The organism is Bacteroides sp. f07, from assembly GCF_042854785.1.
Classification (GTDB): domain Bacteria; phylum Bacteroidota; class Bacteroidia; order Bacteroidales; family Bacteroidaceae; genus Bacteroides.
In genome coordinates this window covers 465,015-484,837 of the sequence record NZ_BAABXI010000002.1, presented here as the reverse complement: position 1 = coordinate 484,837, position 19,823 = coordinate 465,015, and the positions used below count along the sequence as shown (strand labels likewise).

At 42.3% G+C, this 19,823-nt stretch carries 14 protein-coding genes; 10 read left to right on the top strand and 4 right to left on the bottom strand.

Annotation, left to right across the window (positions count from 1 at the left end; genetic code table 11):
• Position 1 precedes the first annotated feature (1 nt).
• On the bottom strand, positions 2-1,213 hold the full coding sequence (locus tag ACGHVY_RS16925) for a glycoside hydrolase family 88 protein (RefSeq protein ID WP_279120234.1): 1,212 nt from the start codon (positions 1,211-1,213) through the stop codon (positions 2-4).
• A 250-nt stretch (positions 1,214-1,463) separates the two neighbouring features.
• Between ACGHVY_RS16925 and ACGHVY_RS16920 the strand changes: the two genes are divergently transcribed.
• Complete coding sequence (locus ACGHVY_RS16920; RefSeq protein ID WP_390600084.1) at positions 1,464-5,519, top strand: two-component regulator propeller domain-containing protein; 4,056 nt, start codon at positions 1,464-1,466, stop codon at positions 5,517-5,519.
• 33 nt (positions 5,520-5,552) lie between these two features.
• On the opposite strand, the gene recO is transcribed toward ACGHVY_RS16920, so the two are convergent.
• A complete protein-coding gene (gene recO / locus ACGHVY_RS16915; protein ID WP_308746258.1) occupies positions 5,553-6,281 on the bottom strand; it encodes a DNA repair protein RecO in 729 nt (242 codons plus the stop codon).
• Positions 6,282-6,421: 140 nt separating this feature from the next.
• Between recO and ACGHVY_RS16910 the strand changes: the two genes are divergently transcribed.
• The 8 genes from ACGHVY_RS16910 (at position 6,422) to ACGHVY_RS16875 (ending at position 14,200) form a co-directional block, all read left to right on the top strand.
• The gene (locus ACGHVY_RS16910; RefSeq protein ID WP_308746259.1) at positions 6,422-7,381 is read left to right on the top strand and encodes a tyrosine-type DNA invertase cluster 3b; all 960 of its coding nucleotides are present in this window, start codon (positions 6,422-6,424) and stop codon (positions 7,379-7,381) included.
• A 350-nt stretch (positions 7,382-7,731) separates the two neighbouring features.
• Positions 7,732-8,355, top strand: a complete 624-nt coding sequence (locus tag ACGHVY_RS16905) for a DUF3575 domain-containing protein (RefSeq protein WP_308746260.1) — start codon at positions 7,732-7,734, stop codon at positions 8,353-8,355.
• Between the two features lie 22 nt (positions 8,356-8,377).
• Entirely contained in the window at positions 8,378-9,430 is a 1,053-nt protein-coding gene (locus ACGHVY_RS16900; RefSeq protein WP_390600081.1) for a DUF3868 domain-containing protein, read from the top strand.
• Positions 9,431-9,442: 12 nt separating this feature from the next.
• Positions 9,443-10,006, top strand: coding sequence for a DUF3575 domain-containing protein (locus tag ACGHVY_RS16895; protein WP_390600079.1), 564 nt, complete (start codon positions 9,443-9,445; stop codon positions 10,004-10,006).
• Between the two features lie 11 nt (positions 10,007-10,017).
• Positions 10,018-10,209: a hypothetical protein gene (locus ACGHVY_RS16890; RefSeq protein WP_308746263.1), complete on the top strand. Its 192-nt coding sequence runs from the start codon at positions 10,018-10,020 to the stop codon at positions 10,207-10,209.
• 47 nt (positions 10,210-10,256) lie between these two features.
• Positions 10,257-11,672, top strand: coding sequence for a hypothetical protein (locus tag ACGHVY_RS16885; RefSeq protein ID WP_390600077.1), 1,416 nt, complete (start codon positions 10,257-10,259; stop codon positions 11,670-11,672).
• 25 nt (positions 11,673-11,697) lie between these two features.
• Complete coding sequence (locus ACGHVY_RS16880; protein ID WP_308746265.1) at positions 11,698-13,191, top strand: Mfa1 family fimbria major subunit; 1,494 nt, start codon at positions 11,698-11,700, stop codon at positions 13,189-13,191.
• A 34-nt stretch (positions 13,192-13,225) separates the two neighbouring features.
• A complete protein-coding gene (locus ACGHVY_RS16875; protein ID WP_390600075.1) occupies positions 13,226-14,200 on the top strand; it encodes a FimB/Mfa2 family fimbrial subunit in 975 nt (324 codons plus the stop codon).
• A 1,143-nt stretch (positions 14,201-15,343) separates the two neighbouring features.
• Here ACGHVY_RS16875 and ACGHVY_RS16870 read toward each other — a convergent pair.
• Together ACGHVY_RS16870 and ACGHVY_RS16865 are read right to left on the bottom strand one after the other, a co-directional pair.
• Positions 15,344-16,579 (bottom strand): acyloxyacyl hydrolase, encoded by a 1,236-nt coding sequence (locus ACGHVY_RS16870; protein ID WP_390600959.1) that lies wholly within the window; start codon positions 16,577-16,579, stop codon positions 15,344-15,346.
• Positions 16,572-17,516, bottom strand: coding sequence for a hypothetical protein (locus ACGHVY_RS16865; protein ID WP_390600073.1), 945 nt, complete (start codon positions 17,514-17,516; stop codon positions 16,572-16,574). The genes ACGHVY_RS16870 and ACGHVY_RS16865 overlap by 8 nt, the downstream gene beginning before the upstream one ends.
• Before the next feature lie 149 nt (positions 17,517-17,665).
• On the opposite strand from ACGHVY_RS16865, the gene ACGHVY_RS16860 reads away from it, so the two are divergent.
• Positions 17,666-19,405, top strand: coding sequence for an ATP-binding protein (locus ACGHVY_RS16860; RefSeq protein WP_390600071.1), 1,740 nt, complete (start codon positions 17,666-17,668; stop codon positions 19,403-19,405).
• Positions 19,406-19,823: the final 418 nt, after the last annotated feature.

The following is a 19,823-nucleotide window of genomic DNA, read 5'->3' as shown; positions in this document are numbered from 1 at the left end:
TTCACCCTTTTTCCAAATCTCTTTTACGTCTCAAAGCCTCCAGATAATAATAGTCGGCATAACTAAGAGGAACGTCTATCTCAGCGCAGTCCGGGAAACTACCCACTGAATGCATCAGCAGAAAATAATGATTCTCACCAATTTCAGCACGATAAGCCGGAGAAGACAGCGTTTTCATTATCTTATCTGCTGTTTCTTTATATTCCTTATTATTTGAGAAGGCACTTAGCTCATACAGTGCGGAAGCCGTAATAGTAGCAGCCGACACATCCCTCAGTTCCTTTGGAATATTCAAGGCATCGAAATCCCAGTAAGGTATCAAATCTTCGGGAAGATTTGAGTTGGTAAATATAAACTCATACACCTTCTTCGCCAGATTCAGATATGCCTGACAGTGTGTGTACCTATAACACATTGTATAACCATAAATAGCCCAAGCCTGTCCTCGTGCCCATGCCGATTCATCGGAATATCCTTGTGCCGTGCAACGCTTAAGCACTTCTCCCGTTTCCGGATCATAGTCTACCACATGATACGAACTTCCATCCTTCCGGAAATGGTTCTTCAAGGTCTTATCGGCATGTGAAACAGCTATATTATAATAGGTAGAGTCACCGGACAACCGGGTGGCTTCAAACAGAAGTTCCAGATTCATCAGATTATCAATAATCACCGGACATTTCCATCCCATCTTTAACGGACGTCCTTTGTCGGTATTCCAAGACTGAATGATCTCCGCATTCGGACGAAAACGGGTAGACAAGGATTTGGCCGCCTGTACTACGACCGGCTTATATTCCTCTTTACCTCCCATACGCAAGCCGTTGAGGAAGCTGCAACCTATGATAAAACCGATATCATGATGTGAAGTATTATATTGTTCCTTATATAAATATTCGGTACATTTCTCTGCTTTCTGCTTCCAGTATTCATTATCGGTAAGATTATACAAATACCAAAGGCTTCCCGGGAAGAAGCCGAGAGTCCAATCCCAACCACGACGTGCATACACCATATCTCCTTTAGCGTTCACTGTACGAGGTATTAAGATTTTATCATTCTTTTCAAGAGCATCTATTTGTAAACCATATTGGACAGCGGCATACTCTATATTCGTCGAAAGGAAATCTTTCTGTCTTTCAGCTCCCACACAAGCAAACACAGAAAAGAGGAAAAGACCAATACACGTACGAGTTAAAATATTATTTTTCATAAACAATCAATATTTCATTAATTTATCAACTTTACCAAACAAAAATAAAAAATGAAATAACATTGGAGGGGTTATATATATCCATGAAAGGAATCCCAAACATACAAAACGAGCCCAATGGGGCAAAATGGACAAAATAATACATAAATTGAACAATAATACACCTAACAACACAACATCACGTTTTCCTCCTCACGACAAAAAAACTATATTTGCAAATCTTAAATAATGATTACTATACCTAAAGATTATGAGAAACAGAATCTTTTTAATCTGCTACTTCTTATGTGTACACATACTTACATGTAGTACACAAAGCATATCTTTCCGGCATTTGACTACCGACAATGGTCTATCACACAATTCCATTATTTCCATTTATCAGGATGAACGTGGATTTATGTGGTTCGGCACACGAAATGGAGTCAGCTTATACAATGGAAAAGATTTCAAAATCTATCAAAAAGAGAAAAACAACTCAAATAGTATTCTATACAATGATATTTATCACATCACAGGAGACCAAAACGGCCACGTTTATATCATGACCAACAGGGGTATTTCCGCTTATGACATAGAAAAAGGGCAATTTACTCCTATCATAAAGAAAAGCACACGGGCAGAATTCTTTTCTGAATATCTATACGCTGCCACTTCAAACCAGATATTCAAGTACGATGGAACAAAATTCGATTTGTTCTATAAGATGCCTCAAAATAATAGCATTATCCAAAGATTATACGTATACAACGACTCTGTTCTCATAGGAACCAACAAAGGACTCTATATACTCAACGCACAAAAGGAACTGACCCAGCCTATCAAAGAAGGAAACATTTCCGATATCATCAGAGATTCTTCCGGTTGCTATTGGATAACTGCCAAATCAGGCCACGGAGTATACTGCATACAAGGCAAACAGATTAATAATTTCTTATATGAAGCAGATGATCCTTCCACCATCAGTTCCAACTATACACACAGGTGTTGCGAAGACAAGCAAGGAAATATATGGATAGGAACTTTCAACGGACTTAACAAGTATGACAAGCAAACCAGAAAGTTCACCCGTTATGTGAAAAAAGAAAACAGCAAAAGTCTAAGTAACTCTTCCATCTGGGGATTACATTGCGACTTACAAGGAACCATTTGGATAGGGACATATTCCGGAGGAATTAACTATTTCAATCCACAGAAACAGATTTATCGTGAATACCAGACTTCTTCCAAGGAAAAAGAAGGTTTAAGCTCTCCTATCGTTAAACGTATGACCGAAGATGACGAGGGGAATTTATGGATAGGTACAGAGAAGGGCGGAATTAATAAATACGACCCGGTCACCCAAACCTATCAATGGTATACTGATAAAAATACTCCCAACAATTATAGACAAGGAAATGTAAGAGCAATCTACTACGACTCCATCCAAAAAGTAATGTGGTTCGGCATTCATCTGGAAGGACTTAACAAATTAGATTTAAAAACCGGCCGCTCCACCAATTATAAATATAAGAAGGGGGATAGAACATCTATTCCATCCAATCTTATTGAAGATATTTTACCCTATCAAGGGCGATTAATATTAGCAACCAACAACGGAATCAGTTTGTTCAATCCTGAAACCGGAACATGTAAACCGTTATTCCACGATGAAGTGGCATTCAACAATACCATATCCAGTTTCGGATTAACCCTCGACCACAAAGGTATTTTATGGATAGCCAATAACAACAATGGGGCCTGCGCTTACGACTTTGGCACTCAAAAACTGTCAATATACAAGTATAAGAGTGCCAATGAGCACAGCATCAGTAGCAACAGTATCAATTCCATCTATGAAGACAGTCAGAACAGATTATGGTTCTGTACTAATGAAAATGGATTGGATTTATACCGCAGAGAAACGGATGACTTCGAGAACTTCGATATGAGCAAAAACGGCTTGGCAAGTAACATTATTTACAATATCTGCGAGCTATCGCCAAACAGACTACTTGTAACTACCGACAAAGGATTCTCCATATTAAACTATCAGCAGAAAAGATTCAAGAATTATGAAGAACTCCCGCTAAGTTGTATCAATGAAAATGCACTTTACAAAAACAAAAAAGGAGAAATATTCATTGGAGGAACCACCGGAATTATTTCTTTCTTCGAGAAAGAACTTGAAGAATCTCCTCGTTCTTACCGCATCTATCCATTCCGACTTATCGTGAACGGAAAGGACATCAATGTAGGAGATAAAGACAGCATATTGACTAGAGACATAACTTATACCCCAAAAATCACTCTTAAACCTAATCAAAATATATTCAGCATTGAATATACCACAACCGACTATATACCTTTCAATAAAGATAAAATCATATACCGCCTGGAAGGTTTTTCTAATACATGGAACAGTCTGGAACAAAATGTCATTACATACACCAACCTAAATCCCGGTAAATATACATTAGTTGTCAAGGCCAGAAATATCAATGAAAGCCTGGTTCCACCAAGCAGATTGCAAATAGAGATCTTACCTCCTTTCTATCATACGATTTGGGCATACCTACTATATTTTATATGTATTGCGGGTATTGTATGTTACCTCATACGTACCTACCATCGCCGAATCCAACTTCAAGAATCGCTGAAATATGAAAAAAAGCATGCCGAAGATATCGAAAAACTCAACCAAGCCAAATTACGCTTCTTCACCAACATTTCACATGAATTCCGTACTCCTCTTACACTCATCATCGGACAAATGGAAATGTTACTACAGATGCGTTCCTTTGCTCCCAACGTTTACAACAAAATACTAGGGGTATACAAAAGCTGTTTACAGTTGAGGGGGCTGATCACCGAACTACTTGACTTCCGCAAGCAGGAACAAGGCTACATGACTATCAAGGTCAGCGAGCATAATATTGTGGACTTTGTATATGAACATTATCTCCTTTTTCAGGAATATGCAGTACAACGCCAGATTACTTTCAACTTCGAGAAGAGTAGTGACAATATCAGTTTATGGTACGATGCCAAGCAGATGCAAAAAGTGATAAACAATCTTATCTCCAATGCCTTTAAACACACAAAAGCCGGAGGAATAATTTCCATATCCATCCGGAAAAGGAATCAGGAGGTTCTCATTGACGTAACGGACAATGGCTCGGGAATAGCTGCCAAAGACATCAGCAATATCTTTACCCGTTTTTATCAAACGGAACAGTTGGATTCGTTGTTCTATGTAGGTACCGGCATCGGCCTTTCGCTTTCTAAAGGCATAGTCGAACTACATCATGGAAGTATTGAAGTTTCCAGTGAATTGGGAGAAGGCACTACCTTCTGCATACATCTGAAAACCGGAAAAGAACACTTTACCTCCGAACAAATCTGTGACACAAAAGATACATTTACATCTAATGAAGTTAATGAGTTAAGTGCAGAGTTCCAACAATATCTGTTGTCGGAACAAACAGCTTCAAACAATGACACCCGACTAAAGGAAGGAGAGTATAAAATTCTTATTGTGGAGGACAACGACTCATTAAAAGAAATGTTGACCAAAATATTCGAAGAGTTCTATATTGTCATTACCGCTTCCAACGGCAAGGAAGGGCTGAAGAAAGTACGTTCCGAAAATCCCAACATCGTGCTCAGCGATATCATTATGCCGGAGATGTCCGGTACGGAACTTTGCCAAGCCATTAAAACCGATTTTGATACCTGCCATATACCTGTAGTTCTGCTGACGGCCAAAACCGCCATCGAGCACAACCTGGAAGGATTGAGAATGGGAGCGGATGATTATATTACCAAACCGTTTAACATCAATATCTTGCTGTCCCGCTGTAACAATCTGGTCAATAACCGGATCATAATGCAAGAGAAGTTCAGCAAACAGCCACAAGGAAACGTACAAATTCTGACCAACAACATAATGGACAAGAAGTTCATGGATAAAGTGATGGAAATTATCGAACAGGAAATGGAGAATGGAGATTTCAATGTAGATATGCTGGCAACGCACATGAGTATTTCCCGCACAAAACTTTTCTCCAAGTTAAAAGCCATTACAGGGCAGACACCTGCTGATTTCATTATGACTCTCCGCTTGAAACGTGCAGCATTCTTACTGAAGAACAACATGGAACTGAATATTGCGGAAATATCAGACCAGGTAGGTTTCAATGTTCCCAAATATTTTAGCAAATGTTTTAAGGAGAGATACCACGTCACCCCACAAACTTACCGGAAAGGAGACACCAGCCCCTCCGAGGATGAGGAAACGACCAATGAACCTGGATTCAAGACGTAAAACTAAAATTATCTAATACAATTTCAGCGATGCTTAATCAAACAATTCCCTCAATACCTCCAGTGATTTCAAAGCCGGGAAGTCCGGCAGGTGCAGACTATAATAATCATTTATAATCGTCAGGCAGCGGGCACGTTCCGCACGGCTCATGCCGAAGAGATGCATCGTCTCATAATTCATACGCATCAGTTGCCGAAGCCGCCCGGCATCTTCGGGATTGATATAAGATGAATGCAACTGGGGACGAATGGAAGTGAAGCAAGCATTCAGCAAGTCGAAATAATCGCCGGCATGATAATCGTCGAGATTGGGATAAAGCCCCAGGAAACGGGAAAGCCTCATCAGAAAGACCAGATGAAAATTGGCAAAACCCTCACTGCACTCGTCCAGCCAAATGATAGAATGTTGCAGATAGGCAAACAACGGACGGTTCTCCGCTTCTTCACGGACAGCCCGATAAAGAAACTCAGCCAGGAAAAGCGCCATCGAAGACTTGTACGGGTCATACGGAATAGACGAAAAAGGATAAAAAGATTTCGCTTCCTTCACCCGATAGAGTGTAGCGTTCGGCCTGTAATCAGCTTCAAATTCAATAAAAGACAACGGTTGGAACAGAACGGACTTCACTGCCGCCTTTCGCGAACGAGGCACTGCCACAAGGAAAGAAGCCCTGCCGGACAACTCCGTGTACATATCTACAATGATAGACGTATCATTATATTTCAACGTATGAAGAACAATTCCTTTCGTTTTTTGCAACATAGCAGACTACCTCATTATCAATCCGGAACAAAATTACAAAAAATTACATGGCAATCGGAGAGTTTTCATAGGCATTAACAACAAAAAAGATAACTACTTTTGTTATTGTTCCTGACTAACATATAAAGATAAACAAGCTTATGAAACAAAAAAGTAACAGAAATGGATTTACCGTATGTGCCAAAGCGTATATACGGAAGCTACAAGAGGAAGGGCGCTATTCGACAGCACACGTGTATAAGAACGCCGTTCTTTCATTCACAAAGTTCTGCGCTACGCCGGGCATATCATTCGCGCAAATCACACGCGACAGCCTGAGACGGTACGGACAGTATCTTCACGAATACGGGCTAAGACCGAATACAGTCTCTACTTATATGCGTATGCTGCGCAGCATTTACAACCGTGGCGTGGAAGCAGGTATCGCCCGCTTTATCCCGCGTTTGTTCCGCGATGTGTACACAGGAGTCGATGTACGGCAAAAGAAAGCATTGCCGCCCAACGAATTGCATACCCTTCTTTACAAGACTCCCCCGTCCGAACATCTGAGCCGCACACAAGCCATCGCACGACTGATGTTCCAGTTTTGTGGTATGCCGTTCTCAGACCTCGCACATATAGAAAAATCGGCGTTGGAGCAAGGCGTTCTCAGATATAACCGTGTAAAGACAGGCACGCCGATGAGCCTTGAAATACTGGATATGTCGAAAAAAGAGATGAACAGACTACGCAACAACAACGAACCGAGGGAGGATTATCCGGACTATCTGTTCAATATCATGAAAGGCGACAAGCCACGGAAAGACGAGGGTGTTTACAAAGAATACCAGTCGGCTCTGCGCCGGTTTAATAACCAACTGAAAAGCCTGTCGAAAGAATTGCACCTGAAATCACCCGTCACCTCATATACTATCCGTCATTCCTGGGCAACAAACGCAAAGTATCAGGGAATCTCCATCGAGATGATTAGTGAATCACTAGGACACAAATCAATCAAGACAACACAGACTTATTTGAAAGGTTTCGGATTAAAAGAAAGAACAGAAGCCAATAGAATAAATTGTTCTTACATCGAATCTTACAGAAAAAGCAATCACTAATCAATAACACGCTATAAACAAGCACCTTAACACATCTGTTACTTCTTAGGTAACGGATATAAATACGGCACAAAGATATATAAAAAGAATCCCATAATCCAAATAAATCAGTTCTTATTTTATTCTTTTCCTTTAAAAAAATAAAATAACAGGTCAGAACATGAAGCAGACTCCTTTCATGTTCAAACTATTTATTGCTGACTACCAGACATTTTTTCGTCCGAAAGCATTCAAATACATTTTATTCATAAAAGACCGCTGTCTTTTTCCTGTTTTGACTCTGCACATTCCTGTCATGTTAATGGGATTCCGTTACCTAAGAAGTAACGGACACACATAAACAAATATTTATGACACACAAACCCGATATCAGTAAATATCTATGGCTGTCGACCGACAGCAGATGGAAGTATACGACGAGTCACAGGCTGGTCGTCCTTTTCATCTTTATTGCTTCTATTCTGCCTGCCCCGAACCTCTGCGGGCAGAACATAGCTATCAAGAGTAATCTGCTTTACGACCTCACTACTTCACTCAATCTGGGTGGAGAGATTCGTTGCGACGATACACATACCCTCAGTCTGTCCGTCAACTATAATCCGTGGAGCTTCGGCAACAACAAGAAAATAAAGCATTTCCTCATACAGCCGGAATACCGCAAATGGTTCAACGAAGCATTTGCAGGGAGCTTTATCGGTCTGCAGTTTCACTATGGACTGTTCAATTCCGGTGGGATATTTCCCTCTGCCAACAACCGATACCAAGGCAATCTGGCGGGGTTCGGCATCTCCAGCGGTTACCAATGGATGATTAGTCCCCAATGGAATCTGGAAGCGGGAATCTCATTGGGATATGCCCACCTCAACTACAAACGCTACGGACAACCCGCAGGTGCGCCCCTGATAGAAAAATCCAGTTACAACTACTGGGGGCCCACGCAAATAGGAATATCAGTCGTGTACTTCATCCAATAAATCAATCTAATAAACGCATAAAATGAAAACGAAAACATTCATCCTGCTCTGCCTGTTGACATGCAATCTGCTTCCGGCGCAAAATGTCAAGCTGGATATCACCCCCCATTTTCTGGGAGTACGGGCAGACTCACTACTTCTTTCGATGGACATATCGGTAGAGATAGAGGACATGAACCCGAAAAACGCCGTCATACTGACACCTGTCCTAACCTGCCAAGACCGGAGAATGTTGCTGCCCGCCATCCACCTGAACGGTAAGCAGAAACAGAAATTATACCTGCGCAACCAGATACTGCGTAAAAAAAGAGACGGTAAGGAACACAGTCCGGCATACCTCGTGGCGGTCATTGATGACGAACATCCCCGCACCATTGCCTATCGCACGGCATTGCCGGCGGAAAACTGGATGAACGATGCCACAGTGTACCTGCGAAGAACAATTGTCAGACCCGAAGGCGAACAGACGCTAAAAGATACGTTAATCATCGCGCCACAGTACGCAGTGCTTCCGCCCGATGTGAACGTGACCGGTACGACGGTTCAGCAAGCACCTCCGCCGGCAACAGCAAGCGGCAACGTAACATCTCCGGCTCCGGCCAACAGAAAACTGAAATACAAAGGTTCGTATGTTTCACCGGCATCGGATGATGTGGATATTCGCAACCAGAAAGAGCTGAACTTCAATCTTGAAGAAGCGAAGATTATGGCGGATATCAATCCGCAGATGTTATCGCTACGCGAACTTTATACGGTGGCACTGTCATACGCGGACAACAAGGCGAAATTTTATCAGATTATCAATATCAGCGTCAAGTTGTATCCGGTGCATCCTGCCGCCAACCTTAATGCAGCCGCAGCCGCCATCGAACAGGGGGACACGAAATCGGCTAGTAAATTTCTTTCGATGGCATTGCACGAAGGACTGGCCTACAAGAGTTGCCGGGGTGTATATGAACTAATGACAGGAAATACATACGAAGGCATCCGCATATTGAAAGCCGCCAAAGCGGAAGGTTCCGAGGAAGCCGCGTACAATTTGAATGTCTTTTTCGAGAATAACAAACGGCCTTAACCGACAGATACAATGAAATATTTCATACTCCTGCTCATATTATCCGGTTGCCTTGACAGCTATTCACAAAAAGTATCCGTCAGGCTCAACACGCTTCCGGCCATCGACGGGGCTTTCGGAGCCGGAATCTCTTATGCCATAGGAAACAAGAACACCGTCGAACTGGCAGGAAGCCTGCGACCGTGGAAACGGAGTGAAATGTACGTGAACCGCTACTGGCTGATACAGCCCGAATATAAATACTGGACTTGCCAGAAGTTTAACGGCTTTTTCTGGGGAGCTTATCTCAATGGGGCACAATTTAATGTCGGCGGGAAGAAGCTACCTTTCGGCATATTTTCCCATCTGAAGAAATACCGATATGAGGGCTGGCTTGCAGGAGGTGGCATCAGTTGCGGCTACCATTGGATGCTGAACGACCATTGGAATGTAGAGACGAGCTTGGGAGTGGGGTACGATTTCATTCATTATAAACAATACAACTGCGTCAGGAAATGTGCCGGATTACGTGATAAAGGACACTATCACTATATAGGCCCCAGCAAAGCATCCATAAGTTTGGTTTATCTATTTTAAAAGAACGAAGTATGAAGAATATATGGAAAGTTTGGTTTTCGAAAAGAAGAAGCATCTACCTCCGGATAGCACGCAAATACCAAAGCACTCCCTGGCGGGTATATCACCTGGGACATGGCGGTATCAGCAAAAACAAGAAGGATATAAAGATATTGGAAGAATTACAACAACATGGAATAATCTCCCAAATTTATCCCTGGTGACATACACCACACCGGTATGAAATGAAGAAATACAGATTATTGCAACTATGAAGACAAGAGGATTTTTTATTATTGCGCTCATTCTATCCCTTTCGATACAAGCTCAAACGGTTGTAACGAAAGAGCAGGGCTCCGTTCGCACTACTTCCTCTAGCCTGTATAAGATGGGGAAAGAGTTAGTGGTTTCTATTTCGATAGACATCACCCGCGACTTCTCGCCCAATGAATCAATGGTGCTCGTTCCTGTTATCACTGACAGTCCGGAGCATCAGTTGGAGCTGCCGCCTATTTATATCAACAGCCGGAAACAACATATCATTTTCCAGCGGGAGACAAGTAAAAAAGAAAAGGAAGCCCAAGCCCTGCAAAGAAGAAACGGAGTCAGGCAGACTATGCATTACCTGCAATCCGTTCCGTTTGAGAAATGGATGAACCGGGCTGCGCTCTCACTGATAGAGAGGAGTTGCGGTTGCGGTATTCCCGGTACGGAAGACTTCACCTGCATCGCCCGCCTGCATCCACAGCCAATGCCTGCTCCGCAACTTGCATTCCTGACTCCGCAAATCGAGAAATCGAAAATCAGAAAGGAGAAAGGATCGGCGTTCATTGACTTTCCCGTCAATGTAGCTGTCATTAATGACAAGTACAGTAATAATGCAGCCGAACTGAATAAAATCATAGAGACAATCAACACCATCAAAAAAGACAGTAATGTAAGCATCACACACATCAGTATTCACGGTTATGCATCACCGGACGGGCCGTTGCGGATAAACGAACGACTGTCCCGCGAACGCACGCAAGCATTGAAAGAATACGTAAGCCGGTTATACACATTCGAAGGAAAGGATATTCACACATCCTATACGCCCGAAGACTGGGAAGGGTTTGAGGCGCTTCTTGGCGATACGGTTTTTCAGCAGAAAGAGGCAATCATGAGAATTGTGACAAGCGACCATCATCCCGACCATAAAGAAAAGATGATAAAGAGCCGGTTTCCGGCGTTCTACCGTTTTGCATCGAGACACTGGTTCACTTTACTCAGACATTCCGACTATACCGTCGAGTATCATGTACGCCCGTTTACGGTAGAGGAATCGCAGAAGGTATTCGATACGAATCCTAAGAATTTGAGTCTGGAAGAGATGTTCCGTCTCGCACTCACACACTCTCCGGGAAGCGAAATGTACAACAGGATTTTTATGACTGCCGTACAACTGTTTCCCGATAATCCTACTGCGAACCTGAACGCTGCCTGCATAGCCCTGATGCAAAAAGACACAAAGACTGCCACCACTTTTCTCCGGAAAGCTCCGGCAGTGCCGGAAAAGACATTGGCAGAAGGGGTCGCCTGTTTCCTTCAGGGAGATTACGAGAAAGCAGAAACACTATTCCGGCAGGCCAAAGACGCAGGATTGCCGCAAGCGGATGAAAACTTAAAACAAATTGGGGAATTTAAATAATTTATTTAATTAAAATCAAAGTAAGATGAAAAGATTCAATCAGTTAATGTCGCTGCTTTTATTTGCAGCAGTCACACAGTACAGTTGCATCAATGATGCAGACGTAGCTTTTTCCGATGAGACTCATTCGGATTCTAACGGCAACCTTGCCCTGTTCTTCGAAATTCCGAACGTAGCCCTCAGCCGCAGCGCCGAATCATCGGGCGTCACGGAAGTAGGGTCGAAAGAGGAATATGCTGTAAAAAGCCTTACTGTCTATCTGTTCGACTCGACAACTAAAACTCTCAAAGACCAGCAGGAACTGAAGAACATCAGCCAGACCGGTGTGGACGGTCAGAAAATACAGTACACTGCCGACAAAATCACAGTCAATCCGGGGACTTACAATATCTTCGCCATCGCGAACGGAAAGGCCGTCACCGGAGATATCAGCACACAAGATGCTTTCCTGAACGCTGTCGACGGCATTACGTACAGTGAAGGAAAGATTCCAAGCGTACCCGCAAGCGGATTTGTCATGACAAACCGTGGTGCCGCCAATCTGAATGTAGAGGTAAACAAACCTACTGACTCTGACAAGGTGACCAGTGTTTCCATCGGCCTGGAGCGTGTGGTCGCAAAAATCGAGGTGGCTCAAAAGCAGGAAACATTCCCGCTGAAAGACCCTGCCGGAAAGGTCTATTGCACCATCAAGCTCAATAATTTCAGAATGTTGAACCTGGCGACACAGTTCTATACATTCCGCCACACGGCCGTACTGAATGACTTCCGGGAACCGGGTGCATACACGGACGAAAACTTCGGCGACATCAATGATAACAACGGGTATGTAATCGACCCTTATTTCTTCAAGAAGACAGTAGAAGGCGCCAAAGACTTCACCAATGCCGACGGATTCTTCGCACAGGCGTTAGTAGACCTGGACATCAACGACAGCAACTGGGCAGGCATGGCGCAGGCAAACAGTTGGTCGCACATCTACTGCCTGGAGAACTGTACATACATCAATGCACAATTGAATGCGTACAGCACCGGAGTGATGTTCAAAGCGAACATGGATATTGCCGCCGACCGCGTTTTCGACGAAAACGGTGACAATGTAAGCAATCCGTCCAACTGGCCGACCAAGCTGTTCTACTTCAACTACAACTTCTACACCGGCGTGGATGCTATCCGCAAGTTGGTTCTGAACAACTTGCCTGAAGACATTACCGATGATTCAGCTACGGAGATTCTTGCCCAATATAGCATCAAGCGTTTCCAGAAGACAGAAAACTACTCATGCTACTACAACTACTGGATCAAGCACGAGGATAACAATTCAACGGAAATGGGCGTAATGGAATTCGGCATCGTACGTAATAACATATACCGCCTGTCTATCAGCAAGGTGGCAGGTCTTGGCAGCGGTGAACCTTTCATCGACCCGGAACAACCGGACGAATACAAAGCCGAACTGGATATCAATATCAATGTTTTTCCGTGGGCCGTACGTAATCAAGATGTAGAACTTGAATAAATAGCGTCGGCCACCTGAACTAAAACCAATCTAAATGCGTTCATTTCTACTACATATTATTTGCGTTGTCGCGTTGTTCTCGTCCTGTGACTGGGTGAACGACGACTTGTCAGACTGCCCTTCGGGAACCTGGCTGAAAATCTCGTACACCTATAATATCCTGAACGTGGACGCCGCGTCTACGCAGGTAGGCGACATCACCATTCTTGCCTTCGACAAGAATGGCAAGTATGTGGACCGGCTGGACGTAGACAGTATTACACTACATCAAGGCTACTGCATGGTAAAAGTGCCGTTTCCCGAAGGGACTTATCATCTGCTCATATGGGGAGGGGCATCCGACAATCTGTATCAGCTCCCAAATCTCAAAGCTGGACAGACGGAACGAAAGTCCCTGAATATATCGCTGGCATGTGACGAAAAGAACCAATCTGCCAGAAAACTGAATGCACTCTTTCACGGTAGCCTTGAAAATATTACTATCAGTAAGGAATATCAGGTCATCACCGCCGGATTGGTGAAAAACACGAACTATTTTTCGTGCATTCTTCAGGATGAAAACAATCTCCCTCTACGACAAGAGGACTTCGTCTTCACGCTGGAATCCGCCAACGGCGTAATAGACTACACGAACACCCCTGTCGGCATGACTCCGGTCTGCTACCTGCCGTATCGGCAGGAAGTATCTACAATGTCCGAACAGATTCCCGTCATTCATGCCAGATTGAATACGCTGCGCATCATGAAGGGAGACAACACAACATTATCTATAAAGCATATACCCAGCGGACAGATTATCCTTCGCCTGCCCCTCACCCAATATTTATTGTTATCCAAAATCTACAATTATATTGGTGACATGGACGACCAGGAATATCTCGACCGTCAGGATTCTTATACACTCCTGTTCTTTATCAAATCATCGGATACGGGGATTCCACAGATATGTCCGCGAATGAAAGTGAACGGATGGACCATACGCCTGAACGATTCAGAACTGGAGTCATAAAGAATTTGACTAAATAATATTTTGTATGGGAATATAGGTGAGATGTTTAAAGAAAGGCTACTGTGAAGTACCCGAGCGGGCTTATTGCCCTCTTCGCATATATGTTTCCCACTATATGCAAAATGCCTGATAAAACGGTATATCCCTAGAAAAGCCGTTTTATTTATTTGTTTGTTTTGTTTGTGTTAAGTGCGTCCATTCCGAGCGAGGAATGGACGCACTGCTTATTTATAGATAACTGAAATGATAAATCATTAGTGTCCCGTTAAAATCGGAACACTAATGATTTGAAATATATTATGAGAATATCATGTACTACCTTCTTCTTTATCATTTTTACCTATACAAGCATTTCAATTTCATTTCTCATATTCTCATGATTTTTAGATAAAGCATAGATAATCAGAGCAATAACGTATGAGAAATACTTTTAAGGAACAGCATTTCTCATACGTTATCCTGCATTTTACCCTAAAACAGATCCATTTATCATTGTATTTCAAGGTATTTCTCATAATCAATGCAACTACGCTTTTTCCACGATGGATAACCTTACTTTATGCGCAATCAAGCCGTTGTTTATATGCAAACGACTAAGTGCCCGTTTGTATTTCACCTGACATCATCGTATTTTAGAAAGGACATCCCAACCGTTCCACTCTAGTGGATAGTACCGTTTACTCTAGTGCACAAGCCTGTTCACTCAAGTAGACAGACTTGTGCACTAGAGTGGAATAATACAGATGCTGATAGGAAAATAGCATAATGAAGGCAAGATGTAACAACAACATAAGTAACATAACCTATAAACCAGCATTAAATCAGACGTCATCGACCTATAAATCAGCCGCAAAAAGCACAAGATAATCGTAAAGAATATCAAGAAATCCACACCCCTACTATGTGACAGTTCATGCATCTATGAGAAATGCACCAAACGAGTATGAGAAATAACCAAAATTAAAGCCATTTTGCAGGAAAAGCTATGAGAAATACCTGTTTAGAAAAACATTTCTCATAGTTCAACACGCTATTCAACAGTGATTTAGATTAAAATCATGAGAATATGATAAATGAATTTGTTTTTTCTTTTTCAGAGGCCCCAAAAGCATGATAACAAGAATGCAACAAAGATAATTCTTTTCACCGTTTGTCATGGAATCTATAGCCAAGACCCAGCATCAGATTATTGGGATCTTTAAACTTGCTCAACTGGTATCCTACATGCAGAAACAAATGGCGCGTGACGTAAGTTTTGAGAGCGAGAATCTGGTAGAAGCCCTGCGTATCATCTCCACTACATATCAGGTTTCGCCCAAGTCCGGCATTGATTGAAAAAATAGGCATCACGAGTTCCGCCCGAAGGGACACCCCCACTGCAAATTGTTTCCGGAAAGGAGGACGATGAAACTTTAATTCATCCGAGTAGGTTCTTTCCAATTTATAATCTTTGATATTGGCACTTTCGTCATACTGCGCATCCACGGAGAGTCCCGCCCGGAAATAGTTGTTGAGATTGTACATCGGAGCAAAATTAAGACCTATAATACCAAATGAACCGGGAACCAGACTCGGCACATTATCTTTGACGAATCCTTTTTTGCGAGTGGCACCATATACTACCAAATCATAGCTGACATGTGGCTCTATAAAAAGTCGCTTGGAGCCCGCTGCTCCTGCTGCACCATCCGTAGCGTCAAAAGTACGTACGACACCGATTCTACCACCGATAGCATTGAGTCCGCCATTGGGATAATGCGTATTTCCGTTGGAAAAATGAGTAAAATCCACACCTGCCGCCAGTTTCCATTGCGGATGAAGCTGCCAGTTCAGGAAAAATCCCAGGTTGATGTATGCATTGATTTCAGAACCAATAGCCATGTTCTTTTGATTGTATAGTTCGTCATATTTCTTCCAACCGAAAGAAGCCCCGAAATTCCACTCGTAGTCTAACGAAAGGCGACGGGAAAACTGCATAAGAGGCGCACCCTGAAATACATACACAGTCACCGGACTTCCCAGTTCGTCAGGGCGGGAGAAAGTACTATACGAGACACCGATGCCCTGATAAGCAGAAGGATACAACTTGCCCAAACAGGAATTTGGGCTAAACCGGAAAGCGTACTTCAGATGTAGGGAAAGTGATTGGTCGATGGCTTTCTGCTGCGCATTGTCTCCCGCAAGGAAACTGTTTGTCGGAACCACATAGCCCGGACGGATATCAAAACCAATCTGATGGATAAATGCATGGCCCACACTGTCATTCCGCTGCCTGACAGGCTCCGCAACAGTCTGAGCATCCAGTTTCCCGCCAACAGCCGGAAGTGCCAGTAAACAAAGAATGCATAGTAAGCGTCTAGTGTTCATATTTCTATTTATGGATATTTTCGTGTATTACCTTATAGCTTACCGGCATTTTGCTTTCCAACATACCAGTTATAATCCGCTGTTTCCCAGTCTTGGGATGAGTGGCATAAAGGGTGTATTCCGTTTCAAACCATTCATAAACTATCAGCAGGCTGATACGCTGGGCGGTAAAAGGTGGAATAGGAACCTCTATCTGCTCCGTATTCGGGAAAGGCAACATTTGCTGTATAGAAGTATATTGCGCCTGTTTACCGTACATCGCCAATTTATCGTTCTCAATGCTTGGTATGTCTACTGTCAGGTTTCCTTCTCCCAGTAGCTGAAAAGCCTCAGGCTTATAGCTTTTGAATACCACCTTATAATCAACATTCTCGTAAGGCATCAACGGATATGGATAATCAATATCCCAACCGTTATATTGTACAAAACTCTTTGTCATCTCTATTTTCTGCGCATGAGAATATCCATTTAAAGAATAAGTGATACGATCGAGCACATATCTGTCTGACGGTGAGATGTTGACGTATATTTCCTGCGACTCATACTCGTTGCCCGCTATGAGTATGAGATGAAAATGATCAGGGCGGATATTTTCACCCACTATAAATTTCAGTTCTTTGGGATTACTGCGCTCGATGATGAAACCGGTCTGATTCTCATCACACACAATCTTACCCAATCCTTTCAGGTACGGGACTTGTTCTTCCGTTATCAGGTTATTATCCGCATCGTAAACTTTATATTGACAGGAAAAGCTGCCATCATAAGTATGTACCTGCAGCAAGTCCCAATTGGAGGATGCAAATTGAATGATTGCGGCATCACCGTTCCCGTCCAAAGCCAGTTCGGAATCGGAAGAACGAAAATCGTCGACAAATACGTCACCGTTACAACTATAAAGTTCAAGTAGAATGAGAATATATGTTGCGAAGTTCAGGTATGTTTTCATGTAGTTTTGTCCTTGTCATTTCATTGGGAACAAAGGTAATATATATTTTTAAACTCAATAGCTATAAGAAGTGTTATTAACATTCTGTTTAATTGCTTGATAAAAGAAAATAAGCTATTTTTGTTCTCAACTATAAAAACAGAGTGGTTATGGATGCAGCAATAAAGAAAATACCTTATGGAATGACAGATTTTGAGTCTATCATATGTGATAACTATTACTATGTAGACAAGACACGTTATATTGCCTTAGTAGAAAATACAAGTCGTTTTTTCTTCTTCGTTCGTCCACGCCGTTTCGGAAAAAGCCTGTTTCTGAATATGCTCAGCCTATACTACGATATCAATAAGAAAGATAAATTCGAAAATATCTTCGGTGGATTATATATAGGGAAGCACCCTACACCCAACCGTAATAAGTATCTAGTTTTGACACTCAATTTCAGTAGTGTAGCCGCCAATATGGAACGACTGGAAGAGACATTCAATACCTACTGCAAAATAGTAATGGATGGATTTGCAGAGAGAAATGCTCATCTGTTAGGAAAAGAGGCTGTCGAGAAATTACGTGGATTAAATACGGGAACCGCCTTATTGGGTTCCCTATGCCAAAGCGCACAAAATAAGGGATACAAAATATACCTTATTCTTGATGAGTATGACAATTTTGCCAACAATATTCTGGTAGATTATGGCAACGAACGTTATCACAGTATCACACACGGAAACGGTTTCTTTCGTGGATTTCTCAAAATAGTAAAAGATTACTCAAATTCCGTGATTGAACGTATTTTTCTTACCGGAGTTAGTCCCGTAACGATGGATGATCTTACCAGTGGATTCAACATTGCAGCCAATTACAGCAGTTCACCTGCCTTTAATAATATGTTAGGGTTCAACGAACAGGAAGTGCGCAACCTGATAGACTACTACAAAAGTCATCTGGATTTGCCTCATACGACAGATGAGCTGATAAGCATCATGAAACCATGGTATGACAATTATTGCTTCGCCACAAAAGCATTAAAAGAACCATCCATGTACAACTCTGACATGGTACTCTATTTCATGAACCATTATATGCTGAATAAAGACATTCCCAACAATATGCTTGATGCCAACATTCGCACCGACTACAACAAACTGCGCCACCTCATCCACGTTGACAAGACTTTTGGAGAAAATGCAAGTGTCGTTCAGGAAATAGTGGAAAAAGGAACTACTACCGGAATCATCGCCGACAGTTTCCCTGCCGAAGATATTATCAAAGCTGAAAATTTCAAAAGCCTGCTCTATTATTATGGCATGCTCACCATTCATGGGACACGAGGACCGATGAATATACTTTCCATTCCCAACCAGACTGTGCGCGAGCAACTCTATGGATATATGGTCGATATCTATCAACAAGCGACAAACCTCAGTCTGGACTTAGATAAACTGAATTTCCTAATGTACGATATGGCTTACGAAGGTAATTGGAAACCCTATTTCAAGCATATTGCCGAGCGGCTGGACAATCAAAGCAGTATCCGAGAATTTATCGAAGGAGAAGCACACGTGAAAGCTTTCATTCTCGCTTATCTGGGGTTGAACAGCTACTATATCGCCCGCCCCGAATATGAAAGCAACAAAGGATATGCAGATATATTTCTGCAACCCCGCTTGCTGCAACTTCCCGACATGGCGTACAGTTACTGCATCGAAGTTAAGTATGCCAAACGTGATGCCACCGATATGGAAATAGAGAAATTGACAGTCGATGCCAAAACACAACTGAAACAGTATGCAGCAAGTGAATGGATTCTACAAGATAAGGGAACCACAGAATTAAAGAGTATCGTTTTAGTGTTTAAAGGCTGGAAACTGGTTTTACATAAGGAGCTGTGAGAGATGTCCGAATATAAAAACGTCGGAATCCCTAAGGAGATGCCTTCATAGCACAACTACTTCTTATAATTGGTCATTCTCTTTTTAGCGAGCATCTGTTCAATCTGCCTGCTTTCTACAAACGCTTGTTTTGCAGCAGTATGTCTATAAACTCTTTATTGTCATTCATCTTTTGCGGGTATTTGCCCCGTTAGTCGTCAAAATAATCATTTAGTTATAAATAAAAGCCACAAATATGAAGTTTTTTCATTTCCTATATATAATAAGGTATATGTGAAAACATATCTGCTGTCTTTCTTTCAAGAGAACGAAATTTTTTCATTCAAAACAATACTATTTATCCCATTGAATATCAGCATATAATAGAGTACGCTTAGAAGAAATGTGAAATTTTCTTCTATTTTTTTTCGCAAATTGT

What these genes read in the sequence shown, in the direction of transcription:
- ACGHVY_RS16925 (WP_279120234.1), bottom strand. Translation starts at nt 1,213, where the DNA reads ATGAAAAATAATATTTTAACTCGTACGTGTATTGGTCTTTTCCTCTTT.
- ACGHVY_RS16920 (WP_390600084.1), top strand. Translation starts at nt 1,464, where the DNA reads ATGAGAAACAGAATCTTTTTAATCTGCTACTTCTTATGTGTACACATA.
- recO (WP_308746258.1), bottom strand. Translation starts at nt 6,281, where the DNA reads ATGTTGCAAAAAACGAAAGGAATTGTTCTTCATACGTTGAAATATAAT.
- ACGHVY_RS16910 (WP_308746259.1), top strand. Translation starts at nt 6,422, where the DNA reads ATGAAACAAAAAAGTAACAGAAATGGATTTACCGTATGTGCCAAAGCG.
- ACGHVY_RS16905 (WP_308746260.1), top strand. Translation starts at nt 7,732, where the DNA reads ATGACACACAAACCCGATATCAGTAAATATCTATGGCTGTCGACCGAC.
- ACGHVY_RS16900 (WP_390600081.1), top strand. Translation starts at nt 8,378, where the DNA reads ATGAAAACGAAAACATTCATCCTGCTCTGCCTGTTGACATGCAATCTG.
- ACGHVY_RS16895 (WP_390600079.1), top strand. Translation starts at nt 9,443, where the DNA reads ATGAAATATTTCATACTCCTGCTCATATTATCCGGTTGCCTTGACAGC.
- ACGHVY_RS16890 (WP_308746263.1), top strand. Translation starts at nt 10,018, where the DNA reads ATGAAGAATATATGGAAAGTTTGGTTTTCGAAAAGAAGAAGCATCTAC.
- ACGHVY_RS16885 (WP_390600077.1), top strand. Translation starts at nt 10,257, where the DNA reads ATGAAGACAAGAGGATTTTTTATTATTGCGCTCATTCTATCCCTTTCG.
- ACGHVY_RS16880 (WP_308746265.1), top strand. Translation starts at nt 11,698, where the DNA reads ATGAAAAGATTCAATCAGTTAATGTCGCTGCTTTTATTTGCAGCAGTC.
- ACGHVY_RS16875 (WP_390600075.1), top strand. Translation starts at nt 13,226, where the DNA reads ATGCGTTCATTTCTACTACATATTATTTGCGTTGTCGCGTTGTTCTCG.
- ACGHVY_RS16865 (WP_390600073.1), bottom strand. Translation starts at nt 17,516, where the DNA reads ATGAAAACATACCTGAACTTCGCAACATATATTCTCATTCTACTTGAA.
- ACGHVY_RS16860 (WP_390600071.1), top strand. Translation starts at nt 17,666, where the DNA reads ATGGATGCAGCAATAAAGAAAATACCTTATGGAATGACAGATTTTGAG.